This window comes from Novosphingobium ovatum (genome assembly GCF_009909235.1).
GTDB lineage: Bacteria > Pseudomonadota > Alphaproteobacteria > Sphingomonadales > Sphingomonadaceae > Novosphingobium > Novosphingobium ovatum.
This window is the reverse complement of record NZ_JAAAPO010000006.1, coordinates 74,165-88,766: the sequence shown is the minus strand read 5'-3', so window position 1 is coordinate 88,766 and position 14,602 is coordinate 74,165. Positions and strand designations below refer to the sequence as shown.

Sequence of the window (14,602 nt, the reverse complement as noted above, 5' to 3'; positions counted from 1 at the left end):
CCGGTCACCTATCTCACTATGCCACCTTGGCTTCGAATGCGAGGGGGTTGATGCCGCCCAGGCAGCTCAACGAATGGTCGGTATCTGCGTAACCGGACGATCCCGAAGGCCGTGCCGACCGACAAAAATGCCCCATTTCTCGCCTAAGCCGCTGCCTTTGCTCGCACATCCGCAAAGATTTCCACGATCTTTTGGGCTACGGCCTGTGGGAACACGCCGCTGATCCCTTGGCCGTGGAAATCAGTTACGAGGCTCTCATATAGCCGCGCTGCTTGCCATAAGCAGTTATACAACGTTATTCTGGTGGCGACGACCGTTTGCGGGGATAAAATGAACAATTTACTCGATATTATTCTCGGGGTTCTGAACCTCGTTTACGGGGAGCGATGGGTTGCTCCGTTCATTTTGCTGCCAGCGATGTTGTTGGCGGCGGCTTATGTGCATTACAAAGCCGCCTCCATCACAAAACCCTACCTCTCTGCGGCGGCCTATCGCGTTCAGGCTCTCAAGGAAGCGCTCGGCAAGGATAGTGATCCGGTGGCGGAGCGAGCGTCATTCGCCCAGAACTATATCGCTACATCCGCCAAAATGAATGAGGAGGGCGAGGGTGCATACGGCCTCGTCCTTGCCTGGCGAGAGTTTCAGGAAGCTATGGTCGATGAAACGACATCTCCCATCCGCAACACCAACCGGCCGACCGCGTTCTTCAACCGCGCCGCGCCAAAGCAGACAATGCTGACATTTGCCTCGAACATTTTTGTCGGCGTTGGCCTTATCCTCACCTTTCTTGGCCTCATTGTCGCGCTGAATACGGCTGCCAAAGGAATGGCGGGGCAGGATGTGAATGTGGCCAAGGAGTCCTTGCAGCATCTCCTTGTGGTTGCCGGTGCCAAATTTTTCACATCGGTGGCCGGCTTGGGTGCATCCATTTGGCTGCGTTTTGCCGAGCATGGTCTGAGCAAACGGGTGCGCCATGAAACCGATCTGCTCTGTGAACTGCTCGAACGCGGTTTGCTCTATGTTTCACCGCAGCGCTTGGCTGTTGAGCAGCTTGAGGTAATGCAGGAACAGCGTGACCAGCTCAAATTCTTCAACACCGACGTTGCCCTCCAACTATCGGAGCGGATTGGCGCGCAATTCACGCAAGCAATTGCGCCGGTAGCGGCATCGCTTTCGACCCTTAATGACAATATGGCGTCGGTCACTCAGGGCATCGGTGCCGGGGCGCGTGAGGCCATTGAAAAGGTCAGTGGCGATCAATTGCGCGGCTTGAGCGAGACGCTCAATGAGCTTCGCGGCCGGCTCGATCAAATCGGAATGGCAGTTAATTCATCTGGAGACGATGCGGCGCAAAAGATCAGGCTTGCCGGTGAGGACTTCGCTGCGGCAGCCAAGGACATACGTGAGGCCTTTGCCGGTCTGACGACGCAAGTTGAAATCATTGGCAAGGACATGACCTCGCGCGGTGAGGCGGCCAACGAGGCCCAGAATAGGGCGCTGGAGAAGATCCTTGGCAGCATCGAAGAGGCTCAGACGAAGTCGGTGGGCATGGTTTCCGAGATTCTTGAAGCGATGAAAAAGGGCGGCATCGAAACCGCTGACCGTATGCGTGAAGCAGTCGGCAACACCCTCAAAACGGGGGTAGAGGCCAGTCAAGAAACCTTCCGGATTGCAATTGAACAGTCGGGACAAGCGCTGAAGGACACGGCAGCTGGCCTGAGCCGGGCGGTCGGTGAAGCAGCGACGCAGGTCGAGCGGGCGGCGGTCGGCCTCTCCCGCACAGGCGATGGAGCAGAACGGACTGCAGACGCAATTCGCTCTGTGACCGATAACGCGCGTCTCGTTGCATCGTCTCTTGGCGACGCGTCCACGGGCTTCAGTCAGGCTGCAGCACCTGTTGCCGAGGCGGCGCGATCGGTCAATCAGGCGACCACTCAACTTACAAAGACGATTGCGGAAGAGCGTGCTGCGGGTGTTCAGACGCTGAGTGAGATGAAGGGGCTGGCCGAAGACATCCGGGCAACCCATTCGGCGGCGGCGGGTGCCTGGCAAGATTATCGCGCAAGGTTCGAGGGCGTTGATCGCTCCTTGGCAGATGCCACGGACAAGCTTGCCCAAACGCTGGCCGACAGCCTTACGCAATTCCGTGATTTCGCCCAGAAGGTCGACCGCGAGATGGCGTCTGCAGTGGGCCGACTGGGAAACACTATGACCCAGATCGAGGAATATGCGGAATCCCTCGACGAGTTTGTGGAACATGTGAAGGGGCCAAAGGAGCCGGCTGAATGATCCTCGAGGAAGCCCAGGAGCTGGTTGCCGAGGAGGAGAACTACTTCGTCTCGATGACCGACCTTATGGTCGGCCTGGTTTTCGTGTTCATCATCTTGTTGATGTATTTCGCGCTCCAATTTCAGGACGTGACCGAGGAGCTGACGGGGGCCAACAAGACCAGAACGAAGATCCTAGAGGAAATTCAGCATAAGCTGAAGGATCAGGGCGTTCCGGTCATCATCGACAGGGAGAACGGTGTCCTCCGTTTGCCGGACTCAGTGCTGTTCGACAGCGGCCAGCGAGATTTGAAACCGGAAGGCCGCGCGAATGTCGATCGCTTGGCTGCGGCCTTGATCGACATTTTGCCCTGCTACAGCGATGGTGTAGCGAAGTCGGCTAAGTGTCCGTCGAGCAAGCACAAACTGGAGTCTGTCTACATCGAGGGACACACCGACAGCGACCGCTATTCCGGCGGCGGAGGTTTGAAAGACAATTGGGATCTTTCTGTGGTTCGGGCGACCAACACCTACCGCTCGTTGATAGAATTTCAGCCAAACCTTAGCGGCCTCTGCGCCCAAAAGCTTGGACGGTGCGACCCGATCCTGAGCGTCAGCGGCTATGGGCCACAACGCCCAGTGCCAGATGGCAAGGGAAGTGACCAAGAGCGCAAACAACAGAACCGACGGATCGACCTCCGATTGATTATGATGGCACCGGATGCTGGGGAAGCAGAGCGGGCCGTCGCAAACCGGATCAAAGGCAAATGAGCCACCTTGGAAAACTGCTCAGCGATCCGAAAGCTCTGGTCACGCGCATGCGCGTGGGGAGCATCGAACCTACAGGTTTGAGCAAAGCTGTCGCAAAGCTTGAGGAGCGAAATTCCGCCAATGTAGTGGGGCACGCGACAGTGGCCGAAGTTCAGCAACGGATTGCCAACCTGGCTCCAGCCGGAGCGATGTCACAATTGTCCCGGCGTGAGCTTCGTGTGGGATGTCAGGCTATTTTGCATCCGCCGATTCCCCCAGCTGCAGATAGCATGGCATTGAACGCCCTCCTTTCGGAGGTCGATCGGAACAAGCGGCGAGCAGCCTTCTTCGCCGTGATTGATGCCTATCTCGACGGTTTTTCAAGCGAGGACGAGACCGTCTTGTCGCTGGCAAATAAACTGCGGACAATGAGCGAGGCGTGGCCTTGGCGTGAAAGCGATGTATGGCCGGGCAAGTTCAAAGCCTTTGCGTTGCTTGACCCATCACGGGCGCCGGGATTACTCGCTGAACGTATTCTGACGGCTGGGGCAGACTCCGCGGCCATATTCAGGGAGGCTGGCCTTGATACCGCTGGCCGTAGATTTGGTGGATTAGCAGAGTCAGTCTTTCGGTCCGCATGTCTCCGCGTCAAGCGATTGAAGGGGCAAGAGGCCGTTGAAGGCCAGAGAACACTGATCAATTTCGCCGCCAACGATAAAGGGAAGTTTGCTTTTCCCAGAGTGTGGCCGGAGTTCGTAGAGGCCAGCCTCACGCCTTGGGAAATCGTCGAGCCGACCGAGGCGCACAAGTCCGCGTTGCTAGAGATGCTGGAACGGTTTGGCGAAGGTGACCCGCGCGCTAAACCTCAGCTTTGGCGTGTTGTTATGGACAAAGCACCCGGTGCCTATGCTGTGCTTATGCGCTGGCTGACGAGGGCGTCGGTTCTTCAGTTCCTCGACATCGTCGACCGCTTGATGCCGGACAGTGCATCCAAGCTGATGTGGGACTATCGTCGTGCGTTCTGGATGTCCTATCTCCTGAGCGACGGCAATTCTCCGGGTATTGATGCGGCTTGGGTAGCCTTTGGAGATGAAGGTGCAAGGTTGGCCACCAACGCCGCTCGCTCAAGCGGTGATCGCTCCTTTGCTGCGTTCGGAAAGCAAGTTGACAAGTCGTCTCAGCATGCGGCCTTGATCCTTAAGATTGGTGATTTGACGATCGTGGACTGGAGCCACTCAGCAAAGTATCAGGTGTGGAAGCGTGGAGATAAGGGGATCCCGCAACTCTTTCAGCAGCGTTATTCTTACGGCGCCCTTTACTCTGCACCGATCCAAGAAAGTCACGCTTCCCCCTCCACCTACTCATGGCAGAAGAAATTGGCCAGCTTGATAGAAGGACGCGCGATCTTCAACCCGAAACCGACATGGAAGCCAAAACGTGTTTAAGCGGATCTTTGGAAAGCCGACCCAGCCGACATTCGCCTGGCGCGAAGATGGGGCCGATGTCGTTGTCAGCCTCGACAAGGCAGGAAAGAAGATTCCATTAGACCAGTGGGCAGTTGCGCGTCCTGATGTCGCGGCAATCTTACCTGACTTGATTGCGTCGAGCGAAGATGGCTATGAGATTGAGGGGCGCGGGATTGTTGCTTGCGAAGACGGACTCAGTTTCTGTCCGAAAGCACTAGCCGGGCTCGACACGCTTTCGGCAGCCCTGCTTGGCCTTCCATCACCAACACCCCTTGCTCTCGATCTCCGTGCGCAAAACCGGATTGATCAGGATGATTTTCGTCTAGCCGTTCGCTGGGTCCGTCCTGGAGGTCAGCCGGTTCGTGCGAAGCTGAACGGCGCAATCCTGCTGACTGAAGCGGGTCCGCGTCGTGTTCCAGAACCTTTGTGGTCGCTCTACTCGGCGGCAGAGCCGCTGACACAGGCGCTACCCAGCACGGAACGATTTCAGGCTTTGGCCAAGCTGAAGCAGCATTGGCCTGATGACCCACAGCTTAGTGTTGAGACCGAGGGCTATTTGCAGGACCTACGCGTCCACTACGCATCCAGCTTCTCTCTCAAGATCAAGACGCTTACGCCTGATGTCACCGAATTTGATCCCGTGCTTTTCAGTGCGCGATCGGTGGCCGAGGCGAATGATGAAGGTCAGGTGCTTGACGAAGAGGCTGACAGCATCCTCTCATCGTCATCTCAGCGGCTATTCGCGACCGACCGCTTCAGGAGGGAGAACGAAGCTCGACCTGTCTATGTGCTCAAGAACGGGGAATACCTGTTCATTGACGAGGCCCTTCGTCCGGCATTGGGGGCAATAAGGCGTTTGCAGGATGCGCCGGAGCCACAACGAAGAGCCTTCGTCCTGAACCCGCGCAAAATCCTTCGCGATGCAATCGGCGATGACGCGGCGGAAAAGATTGGGCTTGAAGGCCTGTTCATCGAAACGGAACAGTTTTCCGATCGAGTGGCCGGCGTCGATGTCTGGCGGGCACCTGTCCTGCCCTGGATTGTTCCGTCCCAGAAAAACAGCTGGATCCCCGAGAAGTTTGGCGTCCGAGTCGGCGAGGACTTCTTTGGGATTTCAGCCTCGAACGTTGCCGAGGTCATCAATCGGGTCGAGGAGGCAGCCAGCAAAGGGGAAGTGTTGGCAAACGTAGTTGGGTTGCTTGACTCTGTTGACGAGAATGCCGCCCCTCCTCCAACCCAAATTCCGGTAAACGATCAAAGCCGGGCTGCTCTGGCCAGTCTGCAACCGTTCGTCACTTCTTCGGAGGCAGATGAAAAACGCAACGAGGGCGAGGAGCACGAGGCCTCCGATTGGGATGCAGCAACCCAGGGCAAGCTTTTCCTCGTCGTCCACGACAACTTTGAAGAAGTCGACTTTGCGCCGGTTGGCCTCACCGAAACTCTGGAAGATGAAGTTCTTGAGCCTGTTGAACCGCCGCAGCGTCTTTCTACTTCGCTTAAAATGCATCAGCGCGATGGTCTGAATTGGTTGGCGCAGAACGCTTCTGTCGGTCGTCCGGGTGCTCTGCTGGCTGACGACATGGGGCTCGGCAAGACCCTTCAGGCCATCGCCTTTATGGCGTGGCTGCAGGACGAAGCTGAAGCCGGTCGTCGGCAACGCGCGCCGTTTCTGATTGTCGCTCCGACTGGGCTACTGGGCAATTGGCGCGCTGAGATTGAAAAACATCTGCAGGCTCCGCTTCTTGGCTCGCTCATTCCTGCTTTTGGCGGAAATCTTCGCCTTTTGCGAGACGAAGATAGCTTTGGGGCGAGAGACATCGAAACCGGCAAGGCTTCGCTCGACGCCGCGAACTGGCGTGATGCAGGGGTTGTCCTCACGACCTACGAAACCCTGCGTGACTACCATTTCAGCTTTGCACGCACCCGGTTCGGCCTGATAATTTTCGACGAGATTCAAAAGCTCAAAAACCCCGGCAGTCAAGTCACGCGAGCGGCCAAAGCGCTCAATGCCGAATTTACGTTGGGGATGACTGGCACGCCGGTCGAAAACAGGCTCCAGGATCTCTGGTCGATCATGGACGTGGTCGCCCCCGGCTTCCTTGGTGCCAGTCGTGATTTCGAAAAGAGGCATCCATCCGATGATGTGGTAGCTTTGGCACGGCTGAAATCACAACTCACCGATCCCATCAAGGGGCGTCCGCCGTACATGCTGAGGCGGCTGAAGGGTGAGGTGCTTGACGGCATGCCGGCCAAACATATTCACGCGCTCGAAGCACCGATGCCCGCTGCTCAGGCCAACGCATATCGCGAACTCGTTGTCAGGGCTGCAGCCGCTGGAGCCGCCGGAACCTTGGGTAAAGGTGGCATGCTGAATGCTCTGAGCAACATGCGGGGGGTTTCGCTCCACCCGACCGACCCTCGTCAAGCCCCGGATGATCTGGCCACGTATGCGCAGGATTCGGCTCGCTTGTCTCAGACTTTAGCTATTCTGCAGAACGTGGCCGAGAAGGGTGAGAAGGCTCTGGTCTTTGTTGAAGACCTTGCCATGCAGGATCGGCTTGCGGGCCTCATTCAGCAACATTTTGGCCTGCGTTCTCGTCCAATTCGCATAAATGGTGGCATTGCAGGGCATAAGCGGCAGTCATTGGTCGATGCATTCCAGTCCCAACCGGGTTCTTTCGACGTCATGATCCTGTCCCCGCGCGCTGGTGGCGTCGGCCTGACGATAACGGCAGCAAACCACGTCATCCATCTCTCGCGCTGGTGGAACCCTGCGGTGGAAGACCAGGCGACCGACCGCGTGTTTCGGATTGGCCAGAACAGGGACGTTCACGTTTACCTGCCGATGGCGGTTCATCCGGATCCCGATCTGGCCCCATCGAGCTTTGATCTTCGCCTTAACGCACTCATAGAACGGAAGCGTAATCTCACCAGAGACCTTTTCTTTCCGCCCGATGCCAGCGATGGTGAACTCGGCGACCTGTTTCGCGAAGTGTCGCTTGAGCGCGAGATTGAGCCCGGAGCTGCGTCCCAGAAAGCTTCGGCACACGAGCCTGCCGATGAGGTGCTTCCGGAGGCATCCGCATCAACGGAGGAACCAACCTCGGTCCAAACGGCCCCGCCTCCCAGGGCCAAACTGTCTTTGCCGAAAGTGGCCGTTGAAGCACAGGTAAAGTTGTGGCGAAGAGCGGCAGGCGAACCGCGTCCAACCGAGGAGATCCTCGCCATATTTTCGGGCAAGCACGTTGTGCAGGTGGTTATACGGGACCCTTATGCTCTGGGCACTGCCGTATCTCGGGAAGCTCAAATCCACTTCATCGCAGACCTAAAGCAAGCAGCCGCATCCTTGGAAAGCGTGCTGATTGAGTATGCCCCGGAGGTTGACGGCGACCTTGATGAAGTTAGCTGCCGACGAGATTTCGGTTCGACGTTTGCAGCTGAATTTGCAGGCTTAGCTCCTCGTCTTACCTTGGGTCGACGCAGCAAGCGCGCCCGTGACGATGATTTTCATGACCGCTTCATTGAAATCGATGTTCGCCATGCAGGCAGTGCAATCAAGCGGCATGAATTGACCATTGGGCGAGGTCTGGAAGCCTTGTATAATGACCGACGCCAGTGCACAGTTACTTACGTTCCCCCCGGAGCCTAGAGCAGAAAACCGGCAGCAGGCCAGAGCGAGGGCCTTGTCCGGAGGGCAGTTTAGGCGGCGAGCAACCAGTGTCGTCAGCACCGATGCTAGTTGGCTTTTAGGTTTATTACGTTTGCGCGGACAGGAAGGCCCCAGCGTCTGCTTATGGCAGAAACCGGACTTTCTCCGCCTCGCAAATAGCCGCAAAGTCCCACTACGCGGCGTTCCGCCTACCGTGGCAGGCGACCGCCTTCCACCAGACCCCGGCATTCCAGAGCACCGCGATGATATTGAACCTGCGACCGGATCGGATGCCGCTACAGGGATCTTGGACGTCAGCAATTGGGGGTGGCAGGCGCCCTCACTCTTGCCTCGAGAGCCGGCCAGTTGCCGGATCATAGGAGTAATTGAGGATTGAACGATCCCGGATGCGCTCCACAGCTTCATCGATCACCTGTACCGGCACAAGGAACCATTCACGAGGCTTCACGACGTGGCCGAACCTATCGGGTATCGCCAATTCGATTTGCGCGGCAGCAAAAACCTTGTGGATCAGGGTCTCCAGCTTCTGGCAGTTCACGCCATACACCTTGTAGGTCGCGACGACATCCACGCCGGCGAGCAGGTAAGTGGCGCTTTTCTCCGCGCCTGCGATCCGCGTCTCTACTGAACCGCTGGTAACACCGATCTTGTGGATTACCTGGCGGTGTTCAGCAACCAACGGGTGGTCCGATCGGCTGCGCAGCACGTAGATCGTGCCTGTTTCAATCTCGCCTTCCTCGGCCTTATCGGCGAAAAGTGGCCCGGCCTCGGGCTCTGTTACGCGCCGACCAGCCTCGTCTTTGTACAGGGCCCGCTGTAGTGAGCGGAGTAGCAGGTTGCTCTCGGTCCCGTTGGAATAGATGACCCTCAGCCGCGCATCCACTTCGCCGTTCGGTGCCTTGAACGGTTCACCCAGCTCGGCAACATAGGCAAATTGCCCGCCCAGCACGAAGAATTGGCCCCTGGTGATGTCTGCTTTGAGGAACCCGGCGTCCTTGACAAACGGTCGCGTCGATCGCGTGCCATCTGCAATGTCGCGCTCTACCTGATCGAACAATGGCTTGAACTGAGCGAAATCCTGGCACTTTTCACGATTGGCGACCTCCTCGGCCGCCCGCTTTTCCTCGGCGGAGCGCACATGGCGCAATTGGGTGATGTCATCGCCTTCGCCAAGCCCGGCCAGTTCCGCCATGAGGTCGTCGTCGTCCAACGCCTCCTCGTCCGGAACAGCTGCATCGCCACCTGTCAATAGGCCATGCTTGTCGAAGCCCGCCAGCAGTTCCCGGCAATCCTCCTGAGCGCGTAACCTATCCAGACGCACCGCATAAAGGCGCTCGAAAATGTCGCGACCTTCGCCATGGCGCGGCGAGCGGCCATGTTCCTCGTAGAAGCGCTCAATATCCTCGAAGCCCGCTATGATGCGTTCCTCGCGGGCGGTGTACGCGGCTTCCTTCTTCTTGGCGGGGGCAAAATCGGCCAGTTCGCCGGCCAACTCGTCTAGATCAAAATCAGACATAGCGACCTTCCTCCTTGAAGCGCATGAAGGCGGCGGCCCCTTCGGCAAGGCGCTGCTCCCAGGCGTCAGACGCTGTGATCGACGGCAGCCGCCCACGCTCCCGCTTGAAGCGCACTGCTCGGGCAGCCAGATCCTTGGCGTCTTCCGGCGTGATCTTGGTTCGCTTGGCGGAAATGGCGGCCTGAACCTGCTTCAACGTGCCTTCGTTCATCGATTTGGCGAGCACGGTATAGGCCGATTGCCAAGGGTTGATGCTGTCGATCATATCGATGTCCAACTCGCGCACATCCATAGCAAATTGGCGCACGCCATCCAACAATGCGGTATTGGCGCGTTCCTCGCCGCCTCCAGCAGGTGCCAAGTCCATCGCCAGCCCCTTGGCCTTCTGCGTGAGATTGAGCGCGGCGATGGCGTGCTGGCGAACCGATTCCTGATCTTCAGGGGTTAGTTCGGGGTAGCGGTCACGAACGATCTTGCCCATGGCCACTTGGGTCAACTCTTGGGCCGGGGTCTCCTCGTCAAACAGGCCCCGTTCGGCAACGGATTTGGTCTGAACGAAGGCAGCGATGACCTCGTTCAGATCTTCCTGCACAATACGGGTGGCCTCCGGGCTTTTGGGCTCGACCAGTCCCGCGATTTCAAAGTGGAACTGCCCGCGTTCTTCATTCACGCCGACATTGGTACGCCCCGGTTGGTAGCCATCTGGCCCATAATCGAAATCGTCGAGCGGCTTGTCGCGCTTGGGCGTGAAGGTAAAGCGTGGTGCCAGCACTTGCTCCATCAGCAGACTGGCAGCGATGGCCTTCAGCGTATCGTTGATCGCCTCGGCGACGGCTGCTTCGGAGGCATCCGGCTCGGCGATCAGGTTGGTGAAGGTGGCAACCTCCTTGCCCGGAGCATCACGCGTGGCGCGGCCGATGATCTGGATAATTTCGGTCAGGCTCGAGCGATAGCCCACCGTCAGCGCATGTTCGCACCAAATCCAGTCGAAGCCTTCCTTGGCCATGCCCAGTGCGATGATGATGTCCACATGGTCGCGGTTATTCTTGTGTACGGGGTCTTTCAGCGCGGCAATCACCTTGGCGCGGCGGGCGGGATCGCTGTCATCTACCAGATCAGCGATTTTCAGAATGCGCCCATCAGGCATCGCGACCAGCTCAAACCCCGTCACGGAATCGGCGCCGGTCCATTTGCCGAGGTAATGTAGGATCTCGTTGACCTCGGTCACCTTGTCCTTGGTGCTCTCTCGCGCGTTGACCGACGGGATGTGGACGATGGTCTTGCGCGCCGGATCGAGACAATGCTCGATCGCGTCCAGATAACGGCCCGTGTAGAAGAAATAGCCGATATTGAGCGCCTTGAGGTACTCATAGCCATTGAGTTGCTCGTAATAGGTGTAGCTGACGGTCTCGAACCGCCCTTCGTCCTCCGGCGTCAGCACGGGCGCGGCGTCACCACGGAAATAGCTGCCCGTCATGGCGACGATATGCACCTTGTCGCGCTCGATGAAGGCTGCCAATTGCGCGCCTAGGCGGTTGTCCGGGCTGGCAGAAACATGGTGGAACTCGTCCACCGCGATCAGGCGATCGTCAAAAGCCTCAATGCCCAGCGCGTCCACGGCAAAGCGGAACGTGGCATGAGTGCAGACCAGCACCCTGTCATCGCTGGCAAGGAACTGGCCCACGGCCTTGGTCTTGGAGGGATCGACCCGCTCTTCATCAGCCCCCGGCGCATTGCACAGGTTCCATTGCGGCTTGACCTCCCAGTCCGCCCAGAAACCATATTTGCTCAGAGGTTCATCGGCAAAGCTGCCGCCGATCGACTTTTCCGGCACGACGATGATCGCTTGGCGCAGCCCCTGATTGTGCAGCTTGTCCAGCGCGATGAACATCAGCGCGCGGCTCTTGCCCGAGGCGGGCGGCGACTTGATCAGCAGATATTGCTCGCCGCGCTTGTTATAGGCGCGCTCCTGCATCACGCGCATGCCCAGCGCATTGGCCTTGGACGAGACGCCGGTGCGGGCGGTCTGGAAGCTGACGGCGGGGATGGGTTTGGACGTGGTCATCAGGCTTTCATCCTGCCTTTGGCGGTGGACTTGGGCGCGGCGGCGGCGCTTGCTGTCATCTTGGTGTAGAGTTCGAAGAGTTTTTCGAGGCGTTCGGTGTCGTTGCGGAAGCGGCGGCCGATGTAGATGCGTTCCAGCACTTCGTCGTTGCGGTCGTGGGCGGCGCGCAGGTCTTCGGGCATGGCCTCTGGGTCATAGAGGTCTGCGATGGTGGCCGGGAAATGGGCCTCGCGGGCCAGCAGGATGTCTTCGGCGCAGCGGGTGAGGTCGGCCTTGTTCTGCTCGGTCAGCGTGGGGACGGGGAAGGTGTTCCAGCCAAGGGTGTTGGAGTAGGAGAAGTCGGTGCGCATGCGGACGCAAACGGTGCCGATCCAGACCCAGTGCAGGCGCGAGGCGATCAGCGCCATGTTCCACAAGGGGGCGTCGTATAGGGCGAAGTTTCGGTCGCCGACGATGGTGCCACCCGCCACAAGGCCAACGGGCAAGAAATCGCGGTTTTCCGAACTGACACGTGGAACTAGAATAGTATAAGCGCTAGGCTGATGTCGGATTTCACCAAATTTATGAGGCCATGCAGCGGCTTCTTTGGTCTGCGCCTTGCTACTGCTCGATCGCATGGAGACCACCAACGAAAGTCGGTTCGCGATGAAACGCACATCGTTTGCTAAAGCTGCTTGATCGTCAGAAATCCAGAGGCAGTAACGGAGCTTGCCGTTTATGAGTTCCTCTGAGCCAATATAGGGACGAACAAATTGGCGATAGGCGACCTTGTTCTCAGCCTCCAACTCCGCCGCTTCTGTGGCATTCAGAAGCAGGCCCCCACCGTCGATGGCACTATCGCCTCGATCCATCGGGGTTACGTGTGTCAGCGGTGAGGTAGATTTTTGCAGGTCAAGATTTTGCCCCGCAACGAGGTAAGCGTTGATGTGCTGCACTTCCTTTGCAAGCGTCTCGCCTTCACTGCCAATGGAGTAAAGTCGGCGAACTACACTTCGGTCATTTGAAATAGCTACAATCGCAACGGTAACGCCGGCGTTATGACTGGCCAAATTATTCCACTTGAAGGACGTGTGGGCAAAGATGATCTCATGCTTGGTCGCAAAAATCAGAGGCCACAGGATCGGCACCTGTTGCCCTTGGCAAATGCTGTTGGTAGACACGAAAGCCGCCGCTGCGCTGGTCTGCGTGCCATAATCCGCCGCCTTCATGAACCAGCCCGCGACATAATCGAGCGACTTCCAGCTTTTGGTGCGATGGCCGAAGATGCGCTCCAGATCGGCCTTCTGCTCGGCATCCTGCCACGTTGAGCCAAGGTAGGGCGGATTGCCGCAAATATACGTCTCCCCACCCTCGTTCTCGAAGTCGATCTCGGTCTGATTGAGGGGTGTGCCAAACAGGTCATCCGCCTGCACCTTTACGCCGGTGCCGGTGGGCGGGCACAGGCTCAGCCAATCGAGCCGCAGGGCATTACCGCAGGTGATCCAGTTCTCGCTGCTGAGCGGGAGGAACACGGCCAGCGCCTCCTTTTGCCCGCGATAGAGTACGTCGCACTGATATTCGGCGATGATCAGCGCCAGACGGGCGATCTCGGCGGGGAAGCTGCGCAGTTCGATGCCGCGAAAATTGGTGAGCGGAATGTCGCTGCGCCGCTCCGGTTCGCCGCGCCGCCGGTTAATCTCGGCCTCGATCTCGCGCATCTGCTTGTACGCAATCACCAGAAAATTGCCCGATCCGCAGGCCGGGTCAAACACGCGGATCTTCGCCATGCGCTGGCGCAGGTTCAGCAGCTTTCGGGGATTGTCCTCCGCCTCGGCCAGTTTGGCACGCAGGTCATCCAGAAACAGCGGGTTCAGCACCTTCAGGATGTTGGGCACGCTGGTGTAATGCATGCCCAGCGCGCTGCGCTCGTCCTCCTCGGTGACGGCCTGGATCATCGAGCCGAAAATGTCGGGGTTGATCTTCTGCCAATCGAGGCTGCCGATGTGCAGCAGATAGGATCGGGCGATCTTGCTGAAGACGGGGCATTCGGTGCTGCCCGAAAACAATTGCCCGTTCACATAGGGGAACTGGTTGGCATAGCGCTTGATGCCTTGGGCCTCGCGCTCGGCGGGCTTGGTGTCCATGGCGCGAAAGATCTCGGCCATCACCAGATGGGTGATGGAGTGATCGTTGGCCGTCATTTGCTGGATGGTCTTGCTGAACAGGCCATCGCCGAGGAAAATGTCGGTGTCTTCGGCAAAGAAGCAGAAGATGAGGCGCGCCATGAAGTGGTTCATGTCGGTGGGGCGGCGCGCCCAGTCGGGGTTATCCTTCAGCAGCTCGATATAGAGCTTGTTGAGGCGGCCGGTGGCCTTAATGTCGAACGAGCTTTCGCGGATTTGCTCGACGGTGGTAATGCCAGCCAAGGGCAGGAAGAAGCCGAAGTGGTCGGGGAACTCGGCATATTTGCAGGCGACCGTGCCGCCGCCATTCATGTCCTCGGCAGCGAAAGCCTCGCCATCGGTGGCGAGGATGAACTTGGCCTTTTGCGATAGGGTCTTGGGGCTGGTGCGCAGGGCAGCCAGCGTTTCGTCCACCGCCCCTGGGGCGCAGGTGGCGATATGGATGTGGCCGCGCTGGAGCACGCCGCCCACGTCGGACTGATTGGTATTGCCTGCCCTCAGCCGTTGGAGCGCGGTCTCCTTGTTGCCAAAGGCCCGCAGAAACTGGAACGGGAACTCGGGCCGGTCAAAGGGCTCAAGCGCAAGATTCGATACGGCTTCTTCGATTTCAACGGGATTCATGGGGACTGTGTACGGGCTACATTCGGCATCGCCAAGTCAGCCTTTGCAAAACAGCCCATCATTCCACCATCCCTTCGCCCGTGAA

Annotated in this window: 7 protein-coding genes; 4 read left to right on the top strand and 3 right to left on the bottom strand. The window is 58.3% G+C overall.

Annotated elements, in window-relative coordinates; translation table 11 throughout:
- Positions 1–303 precede the first annotated feature (303 nt).
- Genes zorA through GTZ99_RS17075 form a run of 4 tightly spaced genes read left to right on the top strand, consistent with a single transcriptional unit; the run spans position 304 to position 8,132 of the window.
- Positions 304–2,289 (top strand): anti-phage ZorAB system protein ZorA, encoded by a 1,986-nt coding sequence (gene zorA, locus GTZ99_RS14730; protein ID WP_161720228.1) that lies wholly within the window; start codon positions 304–306, stop codon positions 2,287–2,289.
- The gene (locus tag GTZ99_RS14725; protein ID WP_161720226.1) at positions 2,286–3,038 is read left to right on the top strand and encodes an OmpA/MotB family protein; all 753 of its coding nucleotides are present in this window, start codon (positions 2,286–2,288) and stop codon (positions 3,036–3,038) included. Before zorA ends, GTZ99_RS14725 begins: the two co-directional genes overlap by 4 nt.
- The gene (locus GTZ99_RS14720; protein ID WP_161720224.1) at positions 3,035–4,462 is read left to right on the top strand and encodes an EH signature domain-containing protein; all 1,428 of its coding nucleotides are present in this window, start codon (positions 3,035–3,037) and stop codon (positions 4,460–4,462) included. The genes GTZ99_RS14725 and GTZ99_RS14720 overlap by 4 nt, the downstream gene beginning before the upstream one ends.
- Entirely contained in the window at positions 4,455–8,132 is a 3,678-nt protein-coding gene (locus GTZ99_RS17075) for a DEAD/DEAH box helicase (RefSeq protein ID WP_161720222.1), read from the top strand. Before GTZ99_RS14720 ends, GTZ99_RS17075 begins: the two co-directional genes overlap by 8 nt.
- Before the next feature lie 340 nt (positions 8,133–8,472).
- On the opposite strand, the gene GTZ99_RS14710 is transcribed toward GTZ99_RS17075, so the two are convergent.
- Genes GTZ99_RS14710 through GTZ99_RS14700 form a run of 3 tightly spaced genes read right to left on the bottom strand, consistent with a single transcriptional unit; the run spans position 8,473 to position 14,517 of the window.
- Complete coding sequence (locus GTZ99_RS14710) at positions 8,473–9,669, bottom strand: GIY-YIG nuclease family protein (protein WP_161720220.1); 1,197 nt, start codon at positions 9,667–9,669, stop codon at positions 8,473–8,475.
- Positions 9,662–11,734, bottom strand: coding sequence for a pseudomurein-binding repeat-containing protein (locus tag GTZ99_RS14705; protein ID WP_161720218.1), 2,073 nt, complete (start codon positions 11,732–11,734; stop codon positions 9,662–9,664). The genes GTZ99_RS14710 and GTZ99_RS14705 overlap by 8 nt, the downstream gene beginning before the upstream one ends.
- Complete coding sequence (locus GTZ99_RS14700) at positions 11,734–14,517, bottom strand: class I SAM-dependent DNA methyltransferase (RefSeq protein WP_161720216.1); 2,784 nt, start codon at positions 14,515–14,517, stop codon at positions 11,734–11,736. Before GTZ99_RS14700 ends, GTZ99_RS14705 begins: the two co-directional genes overlap by 1 nt.
- Positions 14,518–14,602: the final 85 nt, after the last annotated feature.

What these genes read in the sequence shown, in the direction of transcription:
- GTZ99_RS14725 (WP_161720226.1), top strand. Translation starts at nt 2,286, where the DNA reads ATGATCCTCGAGGAAGCCCAGGAGCTGGTTGCCGAGGAGGAGAACTAC.
- GTZ99_RS14720 (WP_161720224.1), top strand. Translation starts at nt 3,035, where the DNA reads ATGAGCCACCTTGGAAAACTGCTCAGCGATCCGAAAGCTCTGGTCACG.
- GTZ99_RS14710 (WP_161720220.1), bottom strand. Translation starts at nt 9,669, where the DNA reads ATGTCTGATTTTGATCTAGACGAGTTGGCCGGCGAACTGGCCGATTTT.
- GTZ99_RS14705 (WP_161720218.1), bottom strand. Translation starts at nt 11,734, where the DNA reads ATGACCACGTCCAAACCCATCCCCGCCGTCAGCTTCCAGACCGCCCGC.
- GTZ99_RS14700 (WP_161720216.1), bottom strand. Translation starts at nt 14,517, where the DNA reads ATGAATCCCGTTGAAATCGAAGAAGCCGTATCGAATCTTGCGCTTGAG.